Source organism: Rubrivivax gelatinosus IL144 (genome assembly GCF_000284255.1).
Lineage (GTDB): Bacteria > Pseudomonadota > Gammaproteobacteria > Burkholderiales > Burkholderiaceae_C > Rubrivivax > Rubrivivax gelatinosus_A.
Window position 1 is genome coordinate 3,703,611 of record NC_017075.1, and the last position, 26,279, is coordinate 3,729,889.

General features: G+C 72.2%; 22 protein-coding genes. 8 read left to right on the forward strand and 14 right to left on the reverse strand.

The features are described 5' to 3' along the window. Nucleotides 1-8: 8 nt before the first annotated feature. The 3 genes from RGE_RS16900 to RGE_RS16910 all read right to left on the reverse strand — a co-directional run bounded on the left by RGE_RS16900 (nucleotide 9) and on the right by RGE_RS16910 (nucleotide 7,372). The gene (locus tag RGE_RS16900; RefSeq protein ID WP_014429664.1) at nucleotides 9-3,494 is read right to left on the reverse strand and encodes a transglutaminase family protein; all 3,486 of its coding nucleotides are present in this window, start codon (nucleotides 3,492-3,494) and stop codon (nucleotides 9-11) included. Between the two features lie 97 nt (nucleotides 3,495-3,591). Beyond that, complete coding sequence (locus tag RGE_RS16905; protein ID WP_014429665.1) at nucleotides 3,592-4,953, reverse strand: tetratricopeptide repeat protein; 1,362 nt, start codon at nucleotides 4,951-4,953, stop codon at nucleotides 3,592-3,594. 13 nt (nucleotides 4,954-4,966) lie between these two features. Continuing rightward, the gene (locus RGE_RS16910) at nucleotides 4,967-7,372 is read right to left on the reverse strand and encodes a DNA internalization-related competence protein ComEC/Rec2 (protein ID WP_014429666.1); all 2,406 of its coding nucleotides are present in this window, start codon (nucleotides 7,370-7,372) and stop codon (nucleotides 4,967-4,969) included. A gap of 68 nt (nucleotides 7,373-7,440) precedes the next feature. Between RGE_RS16910 and RGE_RS16915 the strand changes: the two genes are divergently transcribed. Further along, nucleotides 7,441-7,899 carry a RidA family protein gene (locus tag RGE_RS16915; protein ID WP_014429667.1) on the forward strand — a complete coding sequence of 153 codons (459 nt, stop codon included), beginning with the start codon at nucleotides 7,441-7,443 and terminating at the stop codon, nucleotides 7,897-7,899. Between the two features lie 127 nt (nucleotides 7,900-8,026). After that, on the forward strand, nucleotides 8,027-8,503 hold the full coding sequence (locus tag RGE_RS16920; RefSeq protein ID WP_014429668.1) for a disulfide bond formation protein B: 477 nt from the start codon (nucleotides 8,027-8,029) through the stop codon (nucleotides 8,501-8,503). Nucleotides 8,504-8,557: 54 nt separating this feature from the next. Here the strand turns inward: RGE_RS16920 and RGE_RS24425 are convergent, their stop codons facing one another. The 6 genes from RGE_RS24425 to RGE_RS16950 all read right to left on the reverse strand — a co-directional run bounded on the left by RGE_RS24425 (nucleotide 8,558) and on the right by RGE_RS16950 (nucleotide 17,670). Then, a complete protein-coding gene (locus tag RGE_RS24425) occupies nucleotides 8,558-9,253 on the reverse strand; it encodes a PEP-CTERM sorting domain-containing protein (RefSeq protein ID WP_014429669.1) in 696 nt (231 codons plus the stop codon). Between the two features lie 146 nt (nucleotides 9,254-9,399). Beyond that, entirely contained in the window at nucleotides 9,400-11,715 is a 2,316-nt protein-coding gene (gene parC, locus RGE_RS16930; protein ID WP_014429670.1) for a DNA topoisomerase IV subunit A, read from the reverse strand. Between the two features lie 86 nt (nucleotides 11,716-11,801). Then, a complete protein-coding gene (locus tag RGE_RS16935) occupies nucleotides 11,802-12,503 on the reverse strand; it encodes a lytic transglycosylase domain-containing protein (protein WP_232504946.1) in 702 nt (233 codons plus the stop codon). Nucleotides 12,504-12,694: 191 nt separating this feature from the next. Next, the gene (locus RGE_RS16940) at nucleotides 12,695-14,278 is read right to left on the reverse strand and encodes a S8 family serine peptidase (RefSeq protein ID WP_014429672.1); all 1,584 of its coding nucleotides are present in this window, start codon (nucleotides 14,276-14,278) and stop codon (nucleotides 12,695-12,697) included. Between the two features lie 115 nt (nucleotides 14,279-14,393). After that, the gene (locus RGE_RS16945; RefSeq protein WP_014429673.1) at nucleotides 14,394-16,367 is read right to left on the reverse strand and encodes a DNA topoisomerase IV subunit B; all 1,974 of its coding nucleotides are present in this window, start codon (nucleotides 16,365-16,367) and stop codon (nucleotides 14,394-14,396) included. A gap of 49 nt (nucleotides 16,368-16,416) precedes the next feature. Continuing rightward, nucleotides 16,417-17,670: a D-amino acid dehydrogenase gene (locus RGE_RS16950; RefSeq protein ID WP_014429674.1), complete on the reverse strand. Its 1,254-nt coding sequence runs from the start codon at nucleotides 17,668-17,670 to the stop codon at nucleotides 16,417-16,419. A gap of 229 nt (nucleotides 17,671-17,899) precedes the next feature. Here RGE_RS16950 and RGE_RS16955 point away from each other — a divergent pair, with 229 nt between their 5' ends. From RGE_RS16955 to bamC, 5 genes are read left to right on the forward strand one after another with little or no spacing between them, the layout of a single operon-like run. Beyond that, nucleotides 17,900-19,123 carry an MFS transporter gene (locus RGE_RS16955; protein ID WP_014429675.1) on the forward strand — a complete coding sequence of 408 codons (1,224 nt, stop codon included), beginning with the start codon at nucleotides 17,900-17,902 and terminating at the stop codon, nucleotides 19,121-19,123. Next, nucleotides 19,120-19,242 (forward strand): hypothetical protein, encoded by a 123-nt coding sequence (locus tag RGE_RS24855; protein WP_014429676.1) that lies wholly within the window; start codon nucleotides 19,120-19,122, stop codon nucleotides 19,240-19,242. The genes RGE_RS16955 and RGE_RS24855 overlap by 4 nt, the downstream gene beginning before the upstream one ends. Then, nucleotides 19,242-19,790 carry a class I SAM-dependent methyltransferase gene (locus RGE_RS16960; RefSeq protein ID WP_014429677.1) on the forward strand — a complete coding sequence of 183 codons (549 nt, stop codon included), beginning with the start codon at nucleotides 19,242-19,244 and terminating at the stop codon, nucleotides 19,788-19,790. Before RGE_RS24855 ends, RGE_RS16960 begins: the two co-directional genes overlap by 1 nt. Before the next feature lie 34 nt (nucleotides 19,791-19,824). After that, nucleotides 19,825-20,706, forward strand: a complete 882-nt coding sequence (gene dapA / locus RGE_RS16965) for a 4-hydroxy-tetrahydrodipicolinate synthase (protein ID WP_014429678.1) — start codon at nucleotides 19,825-19,827, stop codon at nucleotides 20,704-20,706. Nucleotides 20,707-20,762: 56 nt separating this feature from the next. Next, a complete protein-coding gene (gene bamC / locus RGE_RS16970) occupies nucleotides 20,763-21,890 on the forward strand; it encodes an outer membrane protein assembly factor BamC (RefSeq protein WP_014429679.1) in 1,128 nt (375 codons plus the stop codon). Between the two features lie 126 nt (nucleotides 21,891-22,016). Here bamC and RGE_RS16975 read toward each other — a convergent pair whose 3' ends face one another. The 3 genes from RGE_RS16975 to RGE_RS16985 all read right to left on the reverse strand — a co-directional run bounded on the left by RGE_RS16975 (nucleotide 22,017) and on the right by RGE_RS16985 (nucleotide 23,980). Continuing rightward, nucleotides 22,017-22,208, reverse strand: a complete 192-nt coding sequence (locus RGE_RS16975; RefSeq protein WP_014429680.1) for a hypothetical protein — start codon at nucleotides 22,206-22,208, stop codon at nucleotides 22,017-22,019. A gap of 156 nt (nucleotides 22,209-22,364) precedes the next feature. After that, the gene (locus RGE_RS16980; protein WP_014429681.1) at nucleotides 22,365-22,853 is read right to left on the reverse strand and encodes a hypothetical protein; all 489 of its coding nucleotides are present in this window, start codon (nucleotides 22,851-22,853) and stop codon (nucleotides 22,365-22,367) included. Further along, complete coding sequence (locus tag RGE_RS16985) at nucleotides 22,850-23,980, reverse strand: JmjC domain-containing protein (RefSeq protein WP_014429682.1); 1,131 nt, start codon at nucleotides 23,978-23,980, stop codon at nucleotides 22,850-22,852. The genes RGE_RS16980 and RGE_RS16985 overlap by 4 nt, the downstream gene beginning before the upstream one ends. Nucleotides 23,981-24,018: 38 nt before the next feature. On the opposite strand from RGE_RS16985, the gene RGE_RS16990 reads away from it, so the two are divergent. Continuing rightward, nucleotides 24,019-24,540, forward strand: coding sequence for an FKBP-type peptidyl-prolyl cis-trans isomerase (locus RGE_RS16990; protein ID WP_014429683.1), 522 nt, complete (start codon nucleotides 24,019-24,021; stop codon nucleotides 24,538-24,540). A 54-nt stretch (nucleotides 24,541-24,594) separates the two neighbouring features. On the opposite strand, the gene dut is transcribed toward RGE_RS16990, so the two are convergent. Together dut and coaBC are read right to left on the reverse strand one after the other, a co-directional pair. Next, entirely contained in the window at nucleotides 24,595-25,044 is a 450-nt protein-coding gene (dut, locus tag RGE_RS16995; protein ID WP_014429684.1) for a dUTP diphosphatase, read from the reverse strand. After that, nucleotides 25,044-26,270, reverse strand: coding sequence for a bifunctional phosphopantothenoylcysteine decarboxylase/phosphopantothenate--cysteine ligase CoaBC (gene coaBC, locus RGE_RS17000; RefSeq protein WP_014429685.1), 1,227 nt, complete (start codon nucleotides 26,268-26,270; stop codon nucleotides 25,044-25,046). Before coaBC ends, dut begins: the two co-directional genes overlap by 1 nt. Between the last annotated feature and the right edge of the window lie 9 nt (nucleotides 26,271-26,279).

Here is a 26,279-nt window from a genome sequence, read left to right on the forward strand (position 1 = left end):
CACGGCGTTCAGCCGCGGCGCAGGTCCAGCGTGAACGGGAACTCCAGGCTGGGCGCCGCCGGCTCGACCTTCAGCGTGCCGGGCGTGTGGCCGAAGCGGAAGAAACGCGCCAGGCGCCGGCTCTCGGCCTCGTAGGCGTTGACCGGGAAGGTCTCGTAGTTGCGCCCGCCCGGGTGCGCGACGTGGTAGCGGCAGCCGCCCAGCGAGCGCTCCAGCCAGCGGTCGACGAGGTCCACCGTCAGCGGCGCATGCTGCGGGATCGTCGGGTGCAGCGCCGACGGCGGCGCCCAGGCGCGGTAGCGCACGCCGCAGACGTACTCGCCGCTGCGCCCGGTGGGCTGCAGCGGCGCCGCGCGGCCGTTGACGGTGACGACGTGGCGGTTGTCGTTGAGGCCAGTGACCTTCAGCTCCAGCCGCTCCAGCGACGAGTCGACGTAGCGCACCGTGCCGCCGACCGCGCCCTCCTCGCCCATCACGTGCCAGGGTTCGAGCGCGGTGCGCAGCGTCAGGTTGACGCCCAGCGCCGCGACCTCGCCGATCAGCGGGAAGCGGAACTCGAAGTGCGGCGCGAACCAGGCGGCGTCGAAATCGAAGCCGGCGCGGTTCAGCTCGGCGATGACGTCGTCGAAGTCCAGCTGAACGAAGGTCGGCAGCAGGAAACGGTCGTGCAGCGCGGTGCCCCAGCGCGTCAGCCGCGTCGCGCCGCGGCCGGTGTAGGGCTCGCGCCAGAACCAGGCGACGAGCGCACGCAGCAGCAGCTGCTGCGCCAGGCTCATGCGCGCATGCGGCGGCATCTCGAAGGCACGCAGCTCCAGCAGCCCCAGGCGGCCGGTCGGGCCGTCGGGCGAATACAGCTTGTCGATGCAGAACTCGCTGCGGTGGGTGTTGCCGGTGACGTCGATCAGCAGGTTGCGCAAGCTGCGGTCGACGAGCCACGGCGGCACTTCGCCGCCTTCTTCGGCGATGCGGCGCTCCAGCTCGGCCAGCGCGATCTCCAGCTCGTAGACCTGGTCGTTGCGTGCCTCGTCGATGCGCGGCGCCTGGCTGGTCGGGCCGATGAACAGGCCGCTGAACAGGTAGCTGAGGCTGGGGTGGTTGTGCCAGTAGGCCAGCAGGCTGGCCAGCAGGTCGGGCCGGCGCAGAAAGGGGCTGTCGGCCGGCGTCGCGCCGCCGAGCACGAAGTGGTTGCCGCCGCCGGTGCCGGTGTGGCGGCCGTCGAGCATGAACTTCTCGGTCGACAGCCGCGTGCGGTGCGCGGCGTCGTAGAGGAACTCGGTGTGCTCGACGAGCTCGGCCCAGTCGCGTGCCGGGTGGATGTTGACCTCGATGACGCCGGGGTCGGGCGTCACCGCCAGCGTCTTCAGGCGCGCGTCGCGCGGCGGCGGGTAGCCTTCGAGCACGATCTTGACGCCCAGCTCGGCGCAGGTCGCTTCGACCGCGGCCAGCAGGTCCAGGTAGTCCTCCAGGTGCTGCAGCGGCGGCATGAAGACGTAGAGCACGCCGCTCTGGCCACCATGCTCGGCCTCGGCCCTGGGGCCGTTGGCGCGCTGCGGGTCGCGCACCTCGACACACAGCGCGGTGCGCGTGATCCAGCCGGCCGACTCGCGGCGCTCGGGGCGGCTGTCCAGCGGGCGATCGGGCGCCGGCACCGGCAGGTGCGGCACCTGGGCGACGAAGCCGGTGTCGACCGGGCCGCCGTCGAGCGCGCGCCAGGCGACCGCGCCGCCTTCGGCGAAACCGCCGCCTTCGCGGTGCGCGTCCCAGCCGCGCGGCTGGGCGCGCACGCTGGCCGGCACCGGCAGCGGCGCCTGCGGCGCGAACGGGTCGGGCGCGAACGAGGCCGGCTGGTCGCCGGCCTCCGCCCAGGGCAGCGAATCGAGCGGCAGGCGCCAGCCCATCGGCGAGTCGCCGGGGATGAGGTACAGGCGCTCGTCGCGCAGGAACCACGGGCCGCTGATCCATTCCGGCCCCGCGGCGCCGGCGAACCACTCGCGGCGCAACGGCAAGGCGTAGCCGGTGACGGCGTCCAGCCCGGCGCTGAAGACACGGCGCAGGCGTGCACGCTCCAGCTCGTCGTCCAGGCGCGAGTCGAAGGGGTCGACGTTGGTCGGCAGCCGGCGCTCGCGCCAGAGGTAGTACCAGGCGTCTTCGTGGCCGGGCATCAGCCACTTCGGGTCCAGGCCCAGCCGGCGCGCCAGCGCGGCGCCGAAACGTTCGGCGTCGGCCACCGTATAGGCGTGCGTGTCGCGTTCGTCGGCGAACAGCGAGGCGTCGTGCCAGCAGGGCTGGCCGTCGGCGCGCCAGGCGATCGTCAGCGCCCAGCGCGGCAGCTGCTCGCCGGGATACCACTTGCCCTGGCCGAAGTGCAGGAAACCGCCTTCGCCGTAGTGCGCGCGCAGCCGGTGCACGAGTTCGGTCGCCAGGCCGCGTTTGGTGGGGCCCAGCGCGTCGGTGTTCCATTCGGCACCGTCGCGGTCGTCGACCGAGACGAAGGTCGGTTCGCCGCCCATCGTCAATCGCACGTCGCCGCTTTCGAGTTCGCGGTCCACCGCCTCGCCGAGCGCCAGCACGTCCTGCCACTGGTCCTCGGTGTAGGGCTTGGTGACACGCGGCGACTCGTGCACGCGCGTGACCTGCATCGTGTGGCCGAACTCGACCTCGCAGGGGTCGACCGCGCCCGAGACCGGCGCCGCGGTCGAGGGTTCGGGCGTGCAGGCCACCGGGATGTGGCCTTCGCCGGCCAGCAGGCCCGAGGTCGGGTCCAGGCCGATCCAGCCGGCGCCCGGCAGGTAGACCTCGCACCAGGCGTGCAGGTCGGTGAAGTCGGTCTCGGCGCCGCTCGGGCCGTCGAGCGACTTCACGTCGGGCTTCAGCTGGATCAGGTAGCCGGAGACGAAACGCGCCGCCAGGCCGCAGTGGCGCAGCGCCTGCACCAGCAGCCAGCCGGTGTCGCGGCAGGAGCCGGACTTCTTCGCCAGCGTCTCCTCGGGCGTCTGCACGCCGGGCTCCAGGCGGATCAGGTAGCCGATGTCGCGCTGCAGCCGGCGGTTGATCTCGACCAAGAAGTCGATCGTGCGCACGCGTTCGCGCGGGATGCTGGCGACGAACTCGGCGAACAGCGGCGTCGCCTCGTCGCGCGCCAGGTAGGGCGCGAGGTCGTGTGCCAGCTCGGGCGCGTAGGCGAACGGGAAGTTCTCGGCCTCGGGTTCGAGGAAGAAGTCGAACGGGTTGTAGACCGACATCTCGGCCACCAGGTCGACGGTAACCTTGAACTCGGTCGTCTTCTCCGGGAACACCAGCCGCGCCAGGTGGTTGGCGAACGGGTCCTGCTGCCAGTTGACGAAGTGCTCGCCGGGCTCGATGCGCAGCGAGTACGAGACGATGGGCGTGCGGCAGTGCGGCGCCGGGCGCAGACGCACGACCTGCGGCGAGAGCCCGACGCGGCGGTCGTAGCGGTAGTGCGTGACGTGGTTCAGCGCGACGTGGATGGACACGGACGGAGCTCCTGCGGCGGGATGCCACGGTGTTGCAAGTGCCGGGCCACGGGACGCAGCGCGGGCTGCGGCGATGATGCCAGCGCGCCGGTGACGCTCAGCCCAGCGCCGCTTCGAGTTCGGCCCGCAGCTCGGCCACCGCGTCGTCCCAGCGACCGACGGCCGGGCGGCGGAAGAGCCGCATCACGCCCGGGTACCAGGGCGTGTCGGCGCGGCCTTCGAGCCAGCGCCAGTCGACGTTGAAGTCGGGCAGCAGCAACGCGCAGGGCGTGCCCAGCGCGCCGGCCAGGTGCGCGACGGCGGTGTCGACGCTGACGACGAGGTCCAGGTTCTCGACGAGGGCCGCGGTGTCGGCCAGGTCGGCGACGGCGGGCATCGGGTTCAGCAGCTCGAACGGCGGCGCGGCGGCCTCGTCTTCGCCGGCACCCTTCTGCAGGCTGACGAGCTGCACGCCGGGCAGCGCAGCCAGCGGCGCCAGCGTGGCCAGCGAGGGCAGCGAACGCCAGGCGTCGGTCTCGAAGCCGGCGCTGCCGCGCCAGACCAGACCGATGCGGCGGCGGCCGCCGGCGTCGCCGAGCACGGCGCGCCAGTGTGCGACCAAGGCCGGGTCGGGCCGCAGGTAGGGCAGCATCGCCGGCACCTTGTCGACCCGCGTGCCGAAGTGCAGCGGCAGGCTCATCGGCGGCGCCCAGAGGTCCCAGTCGCCCGGCGCGACCTCCGCCGACAGCGGCACGACCTCGTCGACGCCGTCGGCGCCGGCGAACAGCCGCGCCAGCGGCGGATAGGCGAGCACGCCGACACGCCCGGCGCCGGCGGCCTTGGCGATGGCGGCATAACGCACGAACTGGATCATGTCGCCCAGGCCGGCCTCGACGCCGATCAGCAGCGAACGCCCGGCCAGCGGCTCGCCGCCCCAGCGCGGCATCGGCAGCCGGGCGGCCAGCGCGGCGTACCAGCCGCGGCGCTCGAACAGCGGCCAGCCTTCGTCCCAGCGGCCCTGGCGCAGCAGCAGCGTCGCCAGGTTCAGCGTCGCGTCGGCGTGGCCGGGGTCGAGTTCGAGCGCACGGCGGTGGCAGCCCTCGGCCAGGCGGGCGACGCCGCCCAGGGCATGCAGCAGGCCGAGGTGCGTCCAGGCGGCGGGCGACTGCGGGTCCAGCGCCACCGCGCGCGTCAGCGCAGCTTCGGCGTCGAGCCGGCGCCGGCGCATCAGCTGCAGCGTGCCCAGCAAGCCCCAGATCGGCGCGGCCTGCGGCGCGATCGCCAGCGCTTCGCGGTAGGCAGCTTCGGCCTCGTCGGGCCGGCCGGCGCGTTCGAGCGCCAGCCCCAGGTTGGCGTGGGCCTCGGCCAGCAGCGGCTGCAGCACGATCGCCTCGCGCAGCGCGGTCTCCGCGGCGGCCAGGTCGCCGCGCGCGAGCGCATCGGTGCCTTGGGCGAACAGCGACTCGGCGGTGGCGGACACGGTGCAGGCAGGATCAGGGCGGCGACGGCCGATGATGCCAGTAGCGGCGCGAGCGCTCACGTTCGCACTGCGCCTGGCCGTCGGCGGCCAGCGTCCAGGCGCCGCAGGCGTCGCTGCGCACGAGTTCGATGCCGCGCCCGACGAAGCGCGCGCTCACCTCCGGCGCAGGATGGCCGAAGCGGTTCAGGTAGCCGGCTTGCACGACGGCGACGCGCGGAGAGACCGCGTCGATGAAGCCGTCGCTCGATGAACTGCGGCTGCCGTGGTGCGGCACGACCAGCACCTCGGCCGTCAGCGACGCGCCGGCGGCGACCAGCGCCAGCTCCTGTGCCGCCGGCAGGTCGCCGGGCAGCAGCACACTGACGGTGGCACCGCGCACACGCAGAACGCAGCTCGTCGCGTTGGACGCCGCGTCGGCGATCACCATGCCGGCCGGCGGGTGCAGGATCTCGAAGTCGACGCCGTCCCAGGTCCAGCGCTCGCCGGCCGTGCAGCGCCGGTGCGGCACGGCACCGAGCAGCGGGTGGCCGTCGGGCAAGGAGCCGACGAGCTCGCCGACCGGCAGCGCCGCCAGCAGCGCGGCGGCACCGCCGACGTGGTCGCTGTCGCGGTGACTGAGCATCAGCACATCGATGCGGCGCTCGCCGCGCGCACGCAGCAGCGGCACGAGCACACGCGAGCCGGCATCGGCCTCGGGCCCCCAGCGCGGGCCGGCGTCGAAGACCAGCAGATGGCGCGCGGTGCGCAAGAGCAGCGCGCTGCCCTGGCCGACGTCGGCGGCGACGAGTTCGAAACGCCCCTCGGCCGGCCGCGGCACCGGCGGCGCCAGCAGCGGCAGCATCAGCGGCACGGCCAGCCAGCGCAGCCGCCAGGGCAGCGGCAGCACCGCGAGCAGGCCGCCCAGCAGCCCGCAGGCGACCGCCCAGGGCGGCGCCGCGGCCGCCGTCCACGAGGCCCCCGGCCACGCCGCCATCGCCGCCAGCAGCGCACGCAGCGCGTCGACCAGCAGCGCCGCCAGGCTCCACAGCGGCGGCAGCAGCACGCCGGCCAGCGCCAGCGGCGTGACGACCAGCGTCACCAGCGGGATCGCGACCAGGTTGGCAGCGAAACCGACCGCCGAGAGCTGCTGGAAGAACAGCATCGACAGCGGCGCCAGGCCGACGGTCGCCACCGCCTGGGTGCGCAGCCCGCCGCGCGCGGCCTGGCGCAGCGCGGCCCAGCGGCGCTGCCAGGGGCGCGGATCGTCGACCGCCGCCGGCCTTGCGGTGTGAGCCGGTTCGGACACCGCCAGCAGCGCCACCGCGACGAAGGACAGCCAGAAGCCCGGCTGCAGCGGCGCCCAGGGGTCGAGCATCACGACGGCCAGCGCCGCGGCCAGCAGCACCGCCGGCAGCGGCCAGCGCCGGCCCAGGCTGCGCAGCACGACGACGGTGGCCAGCATGCCGACCGTGCGCTGCGCCGGCACGCCCCAGCCGGCGGCCAGCGCGTAGGCCGCAGCGCAGGCCAGCCCGCCCCAGCGCGCCGCCTGCGGCGCCGGCAGCACGAGCAGGCCGCGTCCGCTGAGCCGCCACAGCCGCCCCAGCAGCGCGCCGGCCAGCCAGGCGAACATCGTCACGTGCAATCCGGAGATGCTCATCAGATGGGCGACGCCGGTCAGGCGGAAGACGTCCCAGTCCTCGCGATCGATGGCGGCCTGGTCGCCGATCGCCAACGCCGCCAGCACGCCGGCGGCGGCGGGGTCGGCGACCTGCCGGAAGATCGCGTCGCGCACCCGCTGGCGCCAGCGCTCCAGCGGCGCGGCGGCGTCCACCGCCAGCCGCTGCGGCGGCGGCGAGCCGCGCACGCTGCCGGTGGCGCCGACGCCCTGGAGGAACCAGGCCAGCTCGGCGTCGAAGCCGTGCGGGTTGAGCACGCCGTGCGGCGGCTTGAGCTTCACGCCCCAGTGCCAGCGTTCGCCGACCTGCGGCAGCGGCGGGCGCGCGTCGCCGTCGGCGTACCAGCCGAGCACGATGCGCGGCGGGACCGTGACCGACCGGCCGTCGGGCGTGGCGGCGCGCTCGGTGTCGACGACGAAACGCACGCCGCCGGCGTGCACCGCCGGCAGGCGCACGACGACGCCGGTCAGCACGAGTTCGGCGCCGGCGAGCGGCGGCGCCAGGCGCTCGTCGAGCCGCCGGGCGGCACGCCAGTCGGTGGCGGCGAACGCCAGGGCCGCGGCAGCGAGCGCCCAGCCGGCGTGGCGCCAGCCCGGCCGCCGGCAGCGCCAGGCGAGCATCAGGACGACGGCCGCGGCGGCCGCCAGCAGCGCCCGGTGGGCCTCGGAGGCCAGCGCCGCCTGCTGCAGCTGCGCCAGCGTGCCGGCCAGCCAGCCGGCTGCCGGCGCCCACCACCCTCGTGCCGCAGGCTCGTCACGGCCCATATCGGCCCAGTGTAGGATGGCCCGTTCCCACGACGGGCACCCCCGAAGGCGTGCCCTCCGAGCCCACCATGAGCATTCAAGACCGCCTCAACCAGCTGGGCATCACGCTGCCCGCCGTCGCCGTGCCTGCCGCCGCCTACGTGCCTTTCGTGCAGACCGGCAAGCTCGTCTTCATCTCCGGCCACATCGCCAAGCGCGACGCCAAGCCCTGGGTCGGCCAGCTCGGCCTGACGATGACGACCGCCGAAGGCCAGTCCGCGGCGCGCGCCATCGCCATCGACCTGCTGGGCACGCTGGCCGTCGCCGCCAACGGGCTCGAGAACGTGGCCCGCATCGTCAAGGTGATGAGCCTGGTGAACAGCACCCCGACCTACACCGAGCAGCACCTGGTGACCAACGGCGCCAGCGAGCTCTTCGTCGAGGTCTTCGGCGCCGAGATCGGCGCCCATGCACGCAGCGCCTTCGGCGTCGCCCAGATCCCGCTGGGCGCCTGCGTCGAGATCGAGCTCATCGCCGAGCTGAAGTGATCCCCCCCGTAGCGCCTGCGGCGCTCCCCCCCGGGGGGGCAACGCCAGCGGCCCGGCAGAGCCGGTTCCGCGGCGTTTGCTTGACGCGCTCGCGAATCCATTCATGGTCGACCGCGGGGAGCCAGCTATGAAGCGCGCCGATCTGGTGCTGGGCGCGATCGCACTCGGCGGCCCCGCGGCCGTCGGGGCGGCGTACTACACCCAGCACGCCTGGAACATGCAGCCCTGCCCCTGGTGCGTGCTGCAGCGCCTGATCTTCCTGGCGCTGGCCGCCGCGGCGGCGCTGGCGCTGGTCTGGCACTCGCCGTTGGGCCGGCGCATCGGGGCGCTGCTGGTGCTGGGCTTCGCCGGCTGCGGCATCGGCGCGGCGCTGTGGCAGCACTTCGTCGCCGCCAGCCAGGCCTCCTGCGACCTGTCGCTGGCCGAGAAGATCATCGGCGCGCTCGGGCTGGACGCACGCTACCCCGACCTCTTCATGGCGATGACCAGCTGCGCCGACGCAGCGACCAAGCTCTTCGGTCTGCCTTACGAGTTCTGGAGCCTGGCGATGTTCACGCTGTCGGCGCTGGGCGCCATCACCGTGATGGCGCAGCCGAAGCGCTGAGGCAGGACGTGCGAGGCCGGCAGGCCTCGCGCGCCCGAACCGCGATCGTCGTCTTCAGGCCTTGCGGCGGCGCAGGCCGGCGCCGGCGGCGCCCAGCGCCAGCAGCGCTAGCGCGGCGGTGCCGGGTTCCGGCACGTTGGAGCCGCTGCCGCCGCCGCTGTCCTTCAGCGACACCAGCAGAAGGTCCTGCACGCCCCTGGCGCTGAGCGCGTAGACGTCGTAGATCGAATCGGTCAGCTTCGACGCCCCGGTCAGGATGATGTTCGCGCCGCGGGCGTAGGCGTTGTTGTTGTCGGTGGCGAAGGCGCCCTTGGTGACGCTCAGATCGGTGTCGTAGACGACGTTCCAGATCGCCAGCTGCAGCGCGCCGACCATGCCCCAGCCGTTCAGGCCGCCGGAATAACCGTCCGGGTTCAGCTTCGCGTAGGTCATCACCCGGCCGAGCAGGTCGGCCTTCGCGGCGCCGAAGTAGCTCGTGCCGGAGACGATGTCGTACTGGTAGGTCTTGCCGAAGGAGACGGCCTCGGACAGCTGGATGCAGTAGGTGACGAAGTCGTCGGTCGAGAACGCGCCGGCGTTGCTCAGCGTGCCGGCGAACGCGCCGGCGCGGCCGTCGTACATCGACGTGTGCACGGTCGGCGAGCGGTCGTAGGCAAAGCCGTCGAGCGTCACGGTGGCGGCCTGGGCACTGCCGCAGGCGGCGGCGAAAGCGACGGCGCCGAGGGTGGCGCGGAGAGCAGCTTGGAACATCGTCGAGTCCTTGGGGATGGAGCTTCCCGTTAGGGATTGACGATACTTTTGCTTACGAGCGGCGGCATCCCCGCGCTCCGGGGACCCGCGTCCGGAAACGGCGTCACGGCGTGACGAAGGTCACGCCGGCCACCCTCCCCGCCCCCTCAGGCTGCGGGGGTGCGCAGCGCCGCGACCTTCTGGAAGCCGTCCAGCTTGCGGCCCTTGCGCGCGCGTTTGCCGATGCAGCTGGTGAAGGCGCTGTTGCGGATCTCCTCGTCGCGCGCCTTGCCGCCGCGGCCGCTGCCGACGACCAGCACCGACTGCGCGCAGGCCGCCACCGCGACCAGCGGCGTCGCCGCGTCGACGTCCATCAGCGTCAGGCCGCGGCCGCCGTTGGGCTGGTGCTTGAGTTCGTCGAGCGGATAGACCAGCAGCCGGCCGTCGGCCGCCAGGCAGGCGGCGTTGACCTGGCCGGCGGCCACGGCCCAGGGCTCGAGCGGACGTTCGCCGGCTTCCAGCGTCAGGAAGCTCTTGCCGGCGCGCTGGCGGCCGTGCAGGTCGCCGGCCTTGGCCAGCAGGCCGAAGCCGCCGCTGTTGGCCAGCAGCAGCGTCGTGTCGGCAGCGCCGGCCCAGTAGTGGGCGATGGCGGTGCCGGCTTCGAGCTCGATCAGCGTCGTGATCGGCACGCCGTCGCCGCGGCCGCCCGGCAGCGCCGAGACGGCGACGCTGTAGACCCGGCCACGGTCGCCGAAGACCAGCAGCGTGTCGACGCTGCGACAGGCGAAGGTGGCGTAGAGCGCGTCGCCGGCCTTGAAGCCCAGCGTCGAACGCTCCACCTCGTGGCCTTTCAGCGCCCGCACCCAGCCCTTCTGGCTGACGACCACCGTCACCGGCTCGTCGACGACGCGGATCTCGGCGACCGCGCGGCGCTCTTCCTGGATCAGCGTGCGGCGCTCGTCGCCGAAGGCCTTGGCGTCGGCCTCGATCTCGCGGATCAGCGTGCGCTTGAGCACCGCCGGGCTGCCCAGGATCTCCTCGAGCTTGGCCTGCTGCTCGCGCAGGTCCTTCAGCTCCTGCTCGATCTTGATCGCCTCCAGCCGCGCCAGCTGGCGCAGCCGCAGGTCGAGGATGTCGTCGGCCTGGCGCTCGCTGAGATTGAAGCGCGCGATCAGCGCCGCGCGCGGCTCGTCGCTCTCGCGGATGATGCGGATCACCTCGTCGATGTTCAGCAGCACCAGCTGCCGGCCTTCGAGCACGTGGATGCGCTCCAGCACCTTGGCCAGGCGATGGCGCGTGCGCCGCTGCACCGTCTGCTGGCGGAAGCCGATCCACTCCTCCAGCATCTGGCGCAGGCTCTTCTGCGTCGGCCGGCCGTCGGCGCCGACCATCGTCAGGTTGACCGGCGAGTTGCACTCCAGGCTGGTGTTGGCCAAGAGCGTCGTGATCAGGTCCTGCTGCGAGACGGTGCGGCTCTTGGGCTCGAAGACCAGGCGCACCGGCGCGTCCTTGCTGGACTCGTCGCGCACCGCGTCCAGCACCGACAGCACGGTCTGCTTGAGCTGCTGCTGCTCCTGCGTCAGCGCCTTCTTGCCGGGGCGCAGCTTGGGGTTGGTCAGCTCCTCGATCTCCTCGAGCACACGCTGGGCGCTGGTGCCCGGCGGCAGCTCGTTGACGACGAGCTGCCACTGGCCGCGCGCCAGGTCCTCGATCGTCCAGCGCGCGCGCACCTTCAGGCTGCCGCGGCCGCCGGCGTAGGCGGCGCGGATCTCGGCGGCGCTGCTGATGATCTGGCCGCCGCCGGGGAAGTCGGGGCCGGGCAGCGTGGCGTAGAGCGCCTCGTCGGCCAGCGCCGGGTCGCGGATCAGCTCGACCGCGGCGGCCGCGACCTCGCGCAGGTTGTGGCTGGGGATCTCGGTGGCCAGGCCGACGGCGATGCCCGAGGCGCCGTTGAGCAGCACGAAAGGCAGGCGCGCCGGCAGCTGGCGCGGCTCCTCGGTCGAGCCGTCGTAGTTGGGCTGGAAGTCGACCGTGCCTTCGTCGATCTCCTCGAGCAGCAGGCGCGCGATCGGCGCCAGCCGAGCTTCGGTGTAGCGCATCGCCGCGGCGCCGTCGCCGTCGCGGCTGCCGAAGTTGCCCTGGCCGTCGACCAGCGGGTAGCGCTGGCTGAAGTCCTGGGCCATGCGCACCATCGCGTCGTAGGCCGCGGTGTCGCCGTGCGGGTGGTAGCGGCCGAGCACGTCGCCGACGACGCGTGCGCTCTTCACCGGCTTGGCGCCGACGTTGCCGTTGTAGCCCAGCCCCATGCGGTGCATCGCGTAGAGGATGCGCCGCTGCACCGGCTTCTGGCCGTCGCAGACGTCGGGCAGCGCGCGGCCCTTGACGACCGACAGCGCGTACTCGAGGTAGGCGCGTTCGGCGTAGTCGGCCAGCGTGATGGTGTCGGCGGGTTCGGCCGCCGTGAAGTCGAAGAGATCTCGCATGCAGTGCGGGCGGCGCTCGCGGCCGCTCGGCTTCGAAAGGCGGCGATTCTCGCAAACGCCGCCGGGTGGCGCCGGCGCGGCGCCGATCAGCCCAGCGCCAGCCGCGTCGCGCGCGCCGTCTGGCTGCGCTGCAGCAGCGCCCAGTACAGCTCGAGCACCAGGTGCACGTGGGCGCGGGTCTCGGCCAGCCGCGGCAGGCCGCCGGCGCGGCGCACCGTGCCTTCGCCGGCGTTCCAGGCGGCCAGCGCGAGATCGATGCGGCCGTAGCGCCGCGTCAGGTCGGCGAGCATGCGCGCGCCGGTGTGGATGTTGGTGCGCGCGTCGCGCAGGCGTTCGGCCGCGGGCTGGCGGCGCTCGGCCGGCGTCGCGTAGCGGTCGCCGGTGACGGCGGTGATCTGCATCAGCCCGATCGCGCCGCGCGGCGACACGGCGTCACGGCGGAAGCCCGACTCGACGGCGATGATGGCCGTCAGCAGTTCGGCGTCGACACCGTGCGTGCGCGCCGCCTCGCGCACCCAGGGCACCAGCGCCTTGACCTCCGGCGCGATCTCCATCCAGGTCAGCAGCGCATCGGCACCGTCGCGTTTGCCCGGCACACGCGGGCCGCTGGCGGCTTCGTCGGCATGCACCAGGCGGTAGCGCGCATCGACGGCCCGCGGCGCGAAGTGCGCGACGCCGTAGGCATCGACGAAGCCCCAGAGTTCGGCGTGGGCGGCCGGGCCCCAGGCCAGCATCAAGGACAGGGCGACGGGGCGCAGATGAAGAAGACGGGAGCCGGGACGGGACACGATCGCCCCATCGTAGGCCGGCCGGTACGCCGCGATCGTGCGAACACCGCCGTGTCGACGGTGCAGTTCGGCGCCGTGCAAAAGAAAACCGCCGGACATGGCCGGCGGTTCTGGAACTCAGCCCTCGCGCGTGAAATCGCGCTCGGGCCTGAGCCTGGCGCGAGAGGCCTTCCGGCCTCTCACGTCCCGGCTCAGTTGCCGCAGCCCATCGCGGTGATGCGGTCGATCGCGGCCTTGGCCTGCACGAGGCCGGCGCCGGTCTTGTCGTCACGGCCGGCGTCGCCGATGTCCAGCGCGCTGTTGATCAGCGTCGTGCGGATCTGCTGCGCCGTGCAGCTCGGGAAGTAGCTCCACACCAGGCCGGCGACGGCCGAGACGTGCGGCGTGGCCATCGAGGTGCCGTTGAACGACGCGTACTTGGCCGGATCCGGCTCGATCGCGACGTAGGTCGAGGTGCCGAGCTGGCCCATCAGCGTGGCGCCGTCGGCCTGGGTGATGCCGACCGACGGGATCGTCGTGACGGTGTCGCCCATCGTGCCGGCCAGTTCGCCGCTGGTGTTGTTGTAGATGACCGCGCCGATGCCGCCGCTGGTCTGGCAGTTGACGACCTTGTCGGCGAACGAGATGTTGCCGCGCGAGATCAGGCAGATCTTGCCGGTCATCGAGCCGGCCACCGGCGCGTCGCCGAAGCCGAAGTCGGCCAGCGGGCCGGTGGCGCCCTTGACCGGCGCGCCTTCCATCGACAGCGACGGCACGGTGGCGCCGCCGACCTTCAGCACGCCCATCGTCAGCACGTTGGGCGGCACGGTCGAGACGACGGCCACGCCCGGGCCGGCGATGTCGACGGTCGAGTTGTATTGCGAGAACGAGGCCCAGGCCTTGTTCTCGTCGACCGCGGCCACCGACATCACGTTGTCGAAGCCCGCCGGGTAGGACACGGCCGTCGTGCCGTCGTTGCCGGCGGCGGCGACGAACAGGATGCCCTTCTTGGCCAGGCGGTCGATGGCGCGCTTCTCGGTCTTGCTGGCGCTGTTGGCACCCAGCGACATCGAGATGATGTTGGCCTTGGCACGGCCGCAGGCGTTCATGGCCTTGGTGATCGTCGACGAGCTGGCGCTGCCGGTCGAATCGAACACCTTGCTGATGTACAGCGAGACCTGCTTCTTGCCGTTGACGCCGACGACGCCCAGGCCGTTGTCCAGCGCGGCGATGGTGCCGGCGACGTGCGTGCCGTGCGCGTTCTCGTCGGTGTTCCAGCTGCCGGAGCCGGAGAAGTTCTGGCCCGCGAGCTTGTTGCCCGCCAGGTCTTCGTGCGTCGCGTCGATGCCGGAGTCGACGATGCAGATCTTCGGCGTCCACTTCGGCGTGCCGGTGACCTGGTCGGCCTGCACCAGCGTGATGCCGTAGGGCACGGTCTGGGTGGAGGCCGCCGCGGCGGCGACCTTGCGGCTCTTGATCGAGTTGCTGCGCGTGCCCAGGATGTGGTGGACGACGTCTTCCTCGACGTAGTCCACGCCGGCCAGCGCCTTCAGCTTGGCGAGCTTGGCCTTGGGCACGCTGATGGCGATCGCGTTGTCGTCCGACAGATCGTCACGCACCTTGCCGCCGAGCGCGACGAGGCCGTTGCGGATCTTGGCGGCGGCACCGGCCTTGTACGCGACGATGACGCGCACGCTGCCCGAGTCGGCACTGGCCGCGGCCATGGCCGCGCTGCACACGAACGCCGAGACAGCCAGCACGACGGCGGTGCGCAGCGGCTTGAAAACCTGGGTCATGGATTCACTCCGGCAAAGAAAAGCCACAAACAGATGAAGTAAATGACTTTTCCGGCCGGTGCCGGGAGCGTCAACCCCCGATCCCGGCGTCCGGGGAACGCTCGATGGCGCCGGATCAGACGTCGATCTCGACCGCGTCGGCGCGCAGTTCCATCAGATCTCGTCGCGCCTGCGCCTCGCCCTTGCCCATCAGCCGCGTGAAGAGCTCGACGGTGGCGTCGAAACCCGGCGCGCCGAAGGCCACCGGCAGCAGTCGGCGCGTCTCGGGGTTCAGCGTCGTGTCCCAGAGCTGCTCGGCGTTCATCTCGCCCAGGCCCTTGAAGCGGCTGATGGTCCAGGAACCTTCGCGTGCGCCTTCCTTGCGCAGCTTGTCCAGCGCCGCCTCGAGCTCGCCGTCGTCCAGCGCATAGAGCTTGGCCGCCGGGCGCTTGCCGCGCGCCGGGGCGTCGATGCGGTACAGCGGCGGCCGCGCGACGTAGACGTGACCGCGTTCGATCAGCTTCGGGAAGTGGCGGAAGAACAGCGTCAGCAGCAGCACCTGGATGTGCGAGCCGTCGACGTCGGCGTCCGACAGGATGCAGACCTTGCCGTAGCGCAGCCCGGACAGGTCGGGCTCGTCGGCCGGGCCGTGCGGGTCGACGCCCAGCGCTACCGAGATGTCGTGGATCTCGTTGTTCTTGAACAGCAGGTCGCGCTCGACCTCCCAGGCGTTGAGCACCTTGCCGCGCAGCGGCAGGATGGCCTGGGTCTCCTTGTCGCGGCCCATCTTGGCGCTGCCGCCGGCGGAGTCGCCTTCGACGAGGAAGACCTCGTTCAAGCTCAGGTCGCGGCTCTCGCAGTCGGTCAGCTTGCCGGGCAGCACGGCGACGCCCGAGCCCTTCTTCTTCTCGACCTTCTGGCCGGCACGCTGGCGAGTCTGCGCCTGGCGGATCACCAGTTCCGCGAGCTTCTTGCCGAACTCGACGTGCTGGTTGAGCCAGATCTCCAGCGCCGGGCGCACGAAGCTGGCGACGAGCTTCAGCGCGTCGCGGCTGTTCAGCCGCTCCTTGATCTGGCCCTGGAACTGCGGGTCCAGCACCTTGGCCGAGAGCACGAAGCTGGCGCGCGAGAACACGTCCTCGGGCATCAGCTTGACGCCCTTGGGCATCAGCGCGTGCAGCTCGATGAAACCCTTGACCGCCTGGAACAGGCCGTCCTTCAGGCCCGACTCGTGCGTGCCGCCGGCCACCGTCGGGATCAGGTTGACGTAGCTCTCGCGCAGCGTCGTGCCTTCGTCGGTGAAGGCCACGCACCAGGCCGCGCCCTCGCCTTCGGCGAAGCTCTCGGTCTCGTTGGCGGCGGCGTACTGCGCGCCCTCGAACAGCGGGATCAGCGGCTCGGCGGCCAGGCTCTGCATCAGGTAGTCGCGCAGGCCCGACTCGTAGCGCCAGGTCTGGGTCTCGCCGCTCTTCTCGGTCGTCAGCGTGACGGTCACGCCGGGCATCAGCACGGCCTTGCTGCGCAGCAGGTGCAGCAGCTCGCCGCGCGGCAGCTCGGGGCTCTCGAAATACTTGGCGTCGGGCCAGACGCGCACCCGCGTGCCGTGGCGGCGCTCGCCGGACGTCGCCTTGCGCACCACCAGCGGCTCGACGACGTCGCCGCCGTTGCCGAAGGCCAGCGTCGCGCACTGGCCTTCGCGCCAGACCGTCACTTCCAGCCGCGTCGCCAGCGCGTTGGTCACGCTGACGCCGACGCCGTGCAGGCCGCCGGAGAAGCTGTAGGCGCCGCCCGAGCCCTTGTCGAACTTGCCGCCGGCGTGCAGCCGCGTGTAGACGATCTCCAGCACCGGCACCTGCTCCTCGGGGTGCAGGCCGAAGGGGATGCCGCGGCCGTCGTCCTCGACGGCCACCGAGCCGTCGGCGTGCAGCGTCACCGCGATGCGCTTGCCGAACCCCGCCAGCGCCTCGTCGGCGGCGTTGTCGATGACTTCCTGGACGACGTGCAGCGGGTTGTCCGTGCGCGTGTACATGCCCGGCCGCTGCTTGACGGGCTCCAGGCCCTTGAGCACGCGGATCGAGGCTTCGGCGTAACTGCCCTGCTTGATTGCCATGGGCGCGGATTCTAGGGAGCGGCCCGCGGCCGCCCCGGCGCGGGGGCGATCAGCGGTAGCGCGCGATGTTCAGCGGCCGCACGTCGATCTCGGGCTGTCGGCCCGAGACGATGTCGGCGATGACGCGCCCGGTGCCGGCGGCCATCGTCCAGCCCAGCGTGCCGTGGCCGGTGGCCAGCAGCAGGTCGCGCACCGGCGTCTCGCCGACGATCGGCGTGCCGTCGGGCGTCATCGGGCGCAGACCGCACCAGAACTCGGCGCGCGAGACGTCGCCGCCGCGCGGGAACAGGTCGGTGACGACGTGCTCCAGCGTGCGCCGGCGGCCGCCGCGCAGCGTCAGGTCGAAGCCGCCGAGCTCGGCCGTGCCGCCGACGCGGATGCGGTCGCCCAGGCGCGTGACCGCCACCTTGTGCGTCTCGTCCATGATCGTCGACTCCGGCGCGCCGGCGGTGTCGGTGATCGGCACCGTGATCGAGTAGCCCTTGACCGGGTAGATCGGCAGGCTGAGGCCCAGCGGCTTCATCCACTGCGGCGAGAAGCTGCCGAGCGCGACGACGACGCGGTCGGCGGTCAGCGTGCCGGCCGTCGTGCGCACCGCCGAGACGCGGCCGCCGCTGACTTCGACACCCTGCACCGTCGTGTCGAAGCGGAAGCGCACGCCCAGCGCACGCGCCATCTCGGCCAGGCGGTTGGTGAACTTGAAGCAGTCGCCGGTCTCGTCGTTGGGCAGGCGCAGCGCACCGACGAACTTGTCCTTCGTCAGCGCCAGCGCCGGCTCGACCTTGACGAAACCCTCGCGGTCCAGCACCTCGAAGGGCACGCCGTACTGGCGCAGCACCTCGACGTCGCCGCCGATGCCGTCGAGCTGCTTCTGGGTGCGAAACAGCTGCAGCGTGCCCTGGGCGCGGTCGTCGTACTCGATGCCGGTCTCGGCGCGCAGCGCCTTCAGGCAGTCGCGGCTGTACTCGGCGATCGGCACCATGCGGCTCTTGTTGAGCGCATAGGCGCGGGCGTTGCAGTTGGCCAGCATCGCCATGCCCCAGCGCCACATCTTCGGGTCGAGCAGCGCGCTGACGACCAGCGGCGAGTGCTGCATCAGCATCCACTTGATGGCCTTCACCGGCACGCCCGGGCCGGCCCAGGGCGAGGAGTAGCCCGGCGAGATCTCGCCGGCGTTGCCGAAGCTCGTTTCCAGCGCCGGGCCGCTCTGGCGGTCGACGACCTCGACCTCGTGCCCCGACTTCGCGAGGTAGTAAGCCACCGAGGTGCCGATGACACCGCTGCCGAGGACCAGGACCTTCATTCGTCGCTGCCGTTGCCGTTGAAGTGGCGCACTGTACCCAGCGCCAAGGCGTCGGTTTCACCATAGTTTTCCCGACATCGCCAAACAACTCGCCATTCAAAGCACGATGCACCGAATCGCCTACAACTGAACCGCCGAAGTGCACGAAGGAACCACGGCGGAGCACGCTCCCCGCCGCGCCGACCGCGACGCCGACATGCCCGGGGCGCTTTGGATACATTGCGCCCCCATGACCACCGCCACGACCGCCCCGCGCCTGTCGATGACGCAGGTGCTGCTCTGCGGCGCCGCCATCGTCACCCTCAGCATGGGCATCCGCCACGGCTTCGGCCTGTGGCTGCAGCCGATCACGATGGACCGCGGCTGGACCCGCGAGACCTTCGCCTTCGCGCTGGCGGTGCAGAACCTGGCCTGGGGCCTGGCCGGGCCGGTGGCCGGCATGCTGGCCGACCGCTGGGGCGCCTTCCGCGTGCTGATCGTCGGCGCGGTGCTCTACGCGCTGGGCCTCGTGTCGATGGCGCTGGCGACCTCGGGGCTGGCTTTCACCGGCGGCGCCGGGCTGCTGATCGGCATCGCGCAGTCGGGCACGACCTACGCGGTGATCTACGGCGTCATCGCGCGCAACGTCGCGCCCGAGAAGCGCTCCTGGGCGATGGGTGTGGCCGCCGCCGCGGGCTCGTTCGGTCAGTTCCTGATGGTGCCGGTGGAGAACTGGCTGATCGGCGGCGTCGGCTGGCAGAACGCGCTGTTCCTGCTCGGCTGCGCGGCGCTGGCCATCGTGCCGCTGGCCTTCGGCCTGAAGGAGCCGGCCGGCGCCGGCGTGCACACCGGCCCGGCGCAGAGCGTCGGCGCGGCGCTGCGCGAGGCGCTGGGCTACCGCAGCTTCCTGCTGCTGACCGCCGGCTACTTCGTCTGCGGCTTCCAGGTCGTGTTCATCGGCGTGCACATGCCGGCCTACCTGAAGGACCAGGGCCTGGGCCCCGAGGTCGCGACCACCGCGCTGGCGCTGATCGGCCTGTTCAACGTCTTCGGCACCTACGCCGCCGGCGTGCTGGGCCAGAAGCTCGCCAAGCGCCACATCCTGGCGGTGATCTACCTGCTGCGCGCCATCGTCATCACGGTCTTCGTGCTGTCGCCGATCACGACCTGGGGCGTGTACCTGTTCGCCGCGACGATGGGCGTGCTGTGGCTGTCGACGGTGCCGCCGACCAACGCCATCGTGGCCCAGATCTTCGGCGTGCGTTACATGTCGATGCTCGGTGGCATCGTCTTCCTCAGCCACCAGGTCGGCTCCTTCCTCGGCGTCTGGCTGGGCGGCCGGCTCTACGACGCGACCGGCAGCTACCAGATCGTCTGGTGGATCGCGGTGGCGCTGGGCGTGTTCGCGGCGATCGTCAACCTGCCGGTGCGCGAGACGGCGATCCCGCGCGAGGCGCGCCCGGTGGCGGCATGAAGCTCGGCCGCGTGCTCGCCTGGCTGGTGGCGATCGTCGTGCTCGCCGCGGTCTTCCTCGCCTACCGCCAGCCCGACACGGTGGTCGACTTCGCGACCCGGCTCTGGTCCTGCTTCTGATGCCCGCGAGCGCGCCGCCGTCGGACTGGCTGCAACGCTGGGCGCAGTTGCTGCCCGCCGGGGCCCGCGTGCTGGACCTCGCCTGCGGCAGCGGCCGCCACATTCGCTGGCTGGCAGCTCGCGGTTGCGTGGTCACCGGCGTCGACCGCGACGTGCAGGCGCTGGCGCCGCTGTCGGCCATCGCCGAGACCGTCGTCGCCGACCTCGAGGCCGGCCCCTGGCCGCTGCCCGGGCGGCGCTTCGACGCCGTGCTGGTGACGAACTACCTCTGGCGGCCGCTGTGGCCGGCGCTGCGCGCGGCGCTCGCCGACGGCGGCGTGCTGATCTACGAAACCTTCGCCCAGGGCCAGGAAGCCTACGGCCGGCCGTCGCGGCCGGAGTTCCTGCTGGCGCCCGGCGAACTGCTGTCTGCCACCGCAGGCCTGCACGTGCTGGCCTATGAAGACGGCCTGCTCGACGGGCCGCTGCGGCGCGTGCAACGAATCGTCGCCATCGCGCCGCCCAGCGGCGCGCTCGCCCTCGCCGGAGCGTGCCCGTCTGGCAGCTAAAATCCGGCATTTACCGCGGCTACGGCTTAAGCGCATGAAGGCAATTGTTGGCAGCATCGTCGCGCTCGTCACGCCGATGCACCCGGACGGCAGCGTCGACTACGACGCCCTGGGCCGGCTCATCGACTGGCACATCGCCGAAGGCACCGACTGCATCGGCGTCGTCGGCACCACCGGCGAATCGGCGACGCTCACGGTGCCCGAGCACTGCGAGGTGATCCGCTTCTCGGTCGAACGCGCCCAGGGCCGCGTGCCCATCATGGCCGGCGCCGGCGGCAACTCGACCGCCGAGGCGATCGAGCTGACGCGCTTCGCCAAGGAGGTCGGCGCCGACTGCACGCTGCAGGTCGTGCCCTACTACAACAAACCGTCGCAGGAAGGCATCTACCGCCACTTCCGCGCGATCGCCGAAGCGGTCGACCTGCCGGTGATGCTCTACAACGTGCCCGGCCGCACGGTCGCGGACATGCTGCCCGAGACCACGCTGCGCGTGGCCCAGGTGCCCGGCATCTTCGGCATCAAGGAAGCCACCGGCAACATCGAGCGCGCGGCCTGGCTGATCAAGCACGCGCCCGAAGGCTTCTCCATCTATTCCGGCGACGACGGCACCGCCGTCGCGCTGATGCTGCTGGGCGGCAAGGGCAACGTCAGCGTCACCGCCAACGTCGCGCCCCGGCTGATGCACGAGATGTGCATTGCGGCCGTCGAAGGCGACGCGCGCCGCGCGACGGCGATCCACCTGCAGCTGCTGGAACTGCACCGCGCGCTGTTCTGCGAATCCAACCCGGCGCCCACCAAGTGGGCGCTGCACCGGCTCGGCCGCTGCGGCAACGTGCTGCGGCTGCCGCTGCTGCCCGTCACCGAGGCCGGCCAGGCCACGGTCGACGCCGCGCTCGCCGCCAGCGGCGTGCTCTGATCCGTCCATCACCCCGATACGCGCGGCCCCGTCGGGCCGCGCCGGAGACTGCCACCGTGAATCGTTTTCCCGTCGTTCCCGCAGCCCGGACCACCGCGCTCGCCCTTGCCGTCGCGCTGGCCGGCTGCTCGTCGATCGGCGACATGCTCTCGGGCGACAAGGTGGACTACCGCAGCACCAAGGTGCGCGAGCAGCCGCTGGACGTGCCGCCCGACCTGACCCAGCTCTCCAAGGACAGCCGCTACCAGAGCCAGGGCGGCGTCGTCAGCGCCGCCAACTCGACCGGCGTGCCCTCGGCCATCGGCGCGCCCGTGGCGGGCGGGCCGGCCGTGGCGCCGACCGCTCGCGGCGACACGCACATCGAGCGCCTGGGCAACGAACGCTGGCTGGTCGTGCCGATCGCGCCGGAACAGCTGTGGCCGCAGCTCAAGGCCTTCTGGCAGGAGCGCGGCTTCGTCGTCGCCAGCGAAGACCCGCAGACCGGGATCATGGAGACCGACTGGGCCGAGAACCAGGCCAAGCTGCCGCACGACTTCATCCGCAGCACGATCGGCAAGGTGTTCGGCAACCTGTACGACACCGGCGAACGCGACCGCTTCCGCATCCGTGTCGAGCGCACCGCCACCGGCAGCGAGGTCTACATCGCACACCGCGGGCTGGAAGAGGTCTACGTCGGCGAGCGCAAGGAATCGACCGAATGGCGCCCGCGCGCCAGCGACCCCGATCTCGAAGCCGAGATGCTGGCCCGCCTGATGGTCAAGCTGGGCACGCCGGAGACGCAGGCGCGTGCCGCCATCGCCAACCCGGTGGTGCCGCAATCGCGCGCCCACCTCGTCGACGGCACGCCGGCGACGCTGGAGATCGCCGAAGGCTTCGACCGCGCGTGGCGCCGTGTCGGCCTGGTGCTCGACCGCACCGGCTTCACCGTCGAGGACCGCGACCGCAGCGCCGGCCTGTACTTCGTGCGCTACATCGACCCGAAGGACATCGGCAAGGAAGAACCGGGCTTCTTCTCCAAGCTCTTCGGCAGCAAGGACGCGCCCAAGGGCCCGCAGCGCTACCGCGTGCTGGTCAAGGGCAGCGGCGACAAGACGACGGTCACCGTGCAGCCGGCCAGCGGCACCGGCTCGGCCGGCGAAGCCGGCGACCGCATCGCCAGCATCCTGGCCACCGAACTGCACTGAGCCGCTCCCGGCACGAAAGAAAGGCCGCCCTCGGGCGGCCTTTTTGTTGCCCGCGCGTCGGCCGCGCGGGCATGAAAAAGCCGCCCGAAGGCGGCTTGTGAGCGTTCGAGTCGCTCGGTCTCGCGATTATTGCGAGGCGGCTTCCGAAGCCGGGGCAGCGGCTTCCGACGCGGCTTCGGCCGGGGCCGAGGCAGCTTCCGAAGCAGCCGGAGCCGGTTCAGCGGCCGGCGGCGGCGGCGGGGGGGTTTCTTCCTTCTTGCCGCAGGCGGCCAGCGCCATCGCGGCGACCAGCGAAGCCAGAACGATCGACTTGTTCATGCGTGTGTCCTCAGGGAATTGTGGGTCGACGGAACCTCAAGGGATGGGGGGTGACCCGACCCGGATCTCGAAACCCACCACCCCCGAAGACAAGGACGGCTTTCCTGCCTCTCCCATGCCTAGCCCAAAAGTATAGCGCCGAATAGGTGCATTCCCCTACAGGCCCAGAGGACGCAGGAAAAAAGCGGGTTGCGCACGCTCAAGACGACCGTCGAGCGCGTCGCGCCAGCGCTGCGCTTCGACGGCGTCGCGGCCGGCACGGCCACGCCAATGTTCGGCGTCGCGCAGGTGCACGAAGACGTCGCCGTCGTCGACCAGGACACGCGGCAGCTCGGCCTCGTCGCCCTCGGCCGGCGCCCAGCCCTCGACCGCGTGCGCCCAGGGCGTGCGCCAGGCGACGAAACGCGGATGGCGGCGCGGCAGCACGCTCCAGTCGGCGGCCAGCAGCAGCAGGCGGCGCTGCGGCAGCTTGAGCCAGGGCAGCAGGCGCTCGTGCAGCGAGGCGTCGTCCAGCGGCCATTCGGCGAAGTCGGGGTCCGCGCAGACGATGCGGCGCGCGCCGCGCGCGATCGCCGCGTCGAAGGCGCCCAGGACGGCGCCCTGGAACGCGGCGCGCGAGTCGAGCAAGGCCGAGCCGGCGTTCATTGCCCGCCGCGGCGCACCCAGCCGCTCTCGATCCAGCCGGCGACCGTCTCGCGTGCGCCTTCGCTCAAGCCGGAGCAGTCGCGCGCCGACAGCGCGCGCGTGTCGGCCAGGCGGCGCATCAGGCGCGCATCGCGGCCGCCGGCGACGAAGGACTCGCCGTTGAGGAAGACGTGGCGCTCGTCGTAGAGCATGCGGCTCTTGGGATCGAGCGCGACGCCGGCGGCCAGGGCCTCGTCGCCCTCGGCGTGCTCGCCCTCGAACCAGACGCGCGGCTTGGGCTCGCTGAGGATCTCGCCGAGCGCGCGGTCGAGCGCGCCGCGGCGCGACAGCAGGCGCTCGACGGCGCGGCCGGCGAACTCGCGCAGGCCCGGCGGGATCTCGCCCGGCGCGGCGGTGGCCGGCTGGCGCGGGTCGCGATACAGCGCGCCGTCGCCCAGTTCGTCGTCTTCGGCCAGGCGCTGCAGCAGCTCGCGCGCGAGGCCGGTCTGCAGCGGCACGCGGAACCCCGCCGACGCCGTCATGCACTCGCCTTCGGCGATGCCGTCGTGGCCCCAGCGCGGCGGCAGGTAGAGCATGTCGCCGGGCTCGAGCACCCATTCCTCGGCCGGCTCGAAGTTCTGCAGCAGCCGCACCGGCATGTCGGGCACCAGCGTCTCGTCAGCCACCGGGCCGATGCGCCAGCGGCGACGGCCGTGCACCTGGATCAGGAACACATCGTAGGAATCGAGGTGCGGGCCGACGCCGCCGCCGTCGCTGGCCCAGGACAGCATCAGGTCGTCCAGCCGCGCCTCGGGGATGAAGGCAAAGCGGCGCAGCAGCTCGTGCGCGGCGGGAACGTGCAGGTCCAGGCCCTGCACCAGCAGCGTCCAGCCGGGGCGCGAGGCCGGCGGCAGCGTGCGGCGCGCGAACGGCCCCTGGCGCAGCGACCAGCGGCTGCCGTCACGCTGCACCAGGCGCGACTCGACGTCTTCGCTGCCGGCCAGGTCGAACAGCGCGGCGCGCGCCAGCGGCGGCGTCACGCCCGGCAGCGCCTGGCGCACGAGCAAGGGCTTCTTCTGCCAGTGGCGCCGCATGAAGGCCTGCGGCGAGAGCCCGCCCAGCAGGGCGGTCGGTGCGTTGAGATCCATGCCCCATTGTCTCGCGGGCGCTGTGCGATCATCGCCCGATGAACATCGCAGCTCCCTGCGTCGTGAGCCTCACCTGGCTGCTGACCGACGCACAGAACCACGCCATCGACGAACTGAAGGAACCGGTCGAGTTCTTCTACGGTGGTGACGACCTGCTCGCCCCGGTCGAGGAAGCGCTGGCCGGCCACGTCGAAGGCGACGAGGTGCGCGTGCAGCTCGAGCCCGAACAGGCTTTCGGCGACTACAAGAGCGAACTCGTCTGCTTCGAGGACCGCAAGCTCTTCCCCGAGGGCCTGGAGCCCGGCATGGCCTTCGAAGGCCTGCCGCCGGGCGCGGCGACGCCGGACATGCCGGCCGACACGATCTACGTCGTCACCGAGATCTACCCGTCGCACGTCGTGCTCGACGGCAACCATCCGCTGGCCGGCATGGCGCTGCGGCTGACGATCCGCGTGCGCACGGTGCGCGAAGCGAGCGAAGAGGAGATCGAGGCCAGCAGCGTCGGCAACAACGCCTTCACGGTGCTGGACGCGGCGGCACCGGAGCAGCCGCTGCACTGACGGGCTGGAGCCCGGCGCTTCGAAGACGGCGGCCTGCGGGCCGCCGTCGGCGTTTCAGCGTGTGCCGGTCGAGCCGAAGCCGCCCGCGCCGCGCTCCGACGCGTCGAAGTCCTCGACGACGCGGAAAGTCGCCTGCACCACCGGCACGACGACGAGCTGGGCGATGCGCTCGAAGGGCTGCAGCGTGTAGGCCGCGCTGCCGCGGTTCCAGACGCTGACCATCAGCGGGCCCTGGTAGTCGCTGTCGATCAGGCCGACGAGGTTGCCGAGCACGATGCCGTGTTTGTGGCCCAGGCCCGAGCGCGGCAGGATCACCGCCGCCAGCGACGGGTCGGCGACGTGGATGGCGATGCCGGTGGACACCAGCGCGCTGGCGCCGGGCGCCAGCTCCAGCGGCGCGTCCAGGCAGGCGCGCAGGTCCAGGCCGGCGCTGCCGGGCGTCGCGTAGCGGGGCAGCTGGTCCGCCATGCGCGGGTCCAGCACCTTCAGGTCGATCGTCGTCATCAGGTCGGGAATCGGGTGATGCGGGAGGCGATCTCGCGCACGAGATCGCGCGCCAGGCTCAGCTTGTCGCCGTGGGGCAGCTCGCGTTCGCCGGCGGCGTCGACGAGCAGCAGCGTGTTGTCGTCGCGGCCGAAGGTCGCGGGCCCCAGGTTGCCGACGATCAGCGGCACGCCCTTGCGCTGCAGCTTCTCGCGTGCGTGGCGCACGAGGTCGTGGCTCTCGGCGGCGAAGCCGACGCACCACGGCCGCGTCTGCGCAGGCAGGCGCGCGACGGCAGCCAGGATGTCGGGGTTCTCGGCCAGCTCGAAGGTCGGCGCGACCTTCTTGCCGTCCTTCTTGATCTTTTGCTCGTTGAACTGCGAGGGCCGCCAGTCGGCCACCGCCGCGGTGGCGACGAAGACGTCGTGCGTCGGCGCCTGGGGCAGCACCGCGTCGTGCATCTGCTGGGCGCTGCAGACGTCGATGCGGCGCACGCCCAGCGGCGTCGGCAGGTGCACCGGGCCGGCGACCAGCGTCACCTCGGCGCCGGCCTCGGCGGCCGCACGCGCGACGGCAAAACCCATCTTGCCGCTCGAATGGTTGGTGATGCCGCGCACCGGGTCGATGGCCTCGAAGGTCGGCCCGGCAGTGATCAGCACGCGCCGGCCGGCCAGCACCTTGGGCTGGAAGTGCGCGACGAGCGCGTCGCGCAGCTCGACGGCCTCGAGCATGCGGCCGTCGCCGGTCTCGCCGCAGGCCTGGGAGCCGCTGGCGGGCCCGAGCACCGTGGCGCCGTCGGCAGCCACCTGGGCGACGTTGCGCTGCGTCGCCGGATGGGCCCACATCTCGCGGTTCATCGCCGGGGCGACGAACAGCGGCACACGTTCGGCCGGCCGCGCCAGGCAGGCCAGCGCCAGCAGCTCGCCGGCGCGGCCCTGGGCGAGCTGGGCGATGAAGTCGGCGCTCGCCGGCGCGACGACGATCGCGTCGGCCTCGCGCGAGAGCTCGATGTGGGCCATCGAGTTGGCCGGGCGCGCGTCCCACTGGCTGGTGAACACCGGGCGGCCCGACAGCGCCTGCATCGTCACCGGGGTGATGAACTGCAGCGCGGCCTCGGTCATCACCACCTGCACGGTGGCGCCGGCGCGCACCAGCTCGCGCGTCAGTTCGGCGGCCTTGTAGCAGGCGACACCGCCGGTCAGGCCGAGCAGGACGTGGCGGCCGAGGAGGTCTTGGCGATCGGACATGGGGCGGGA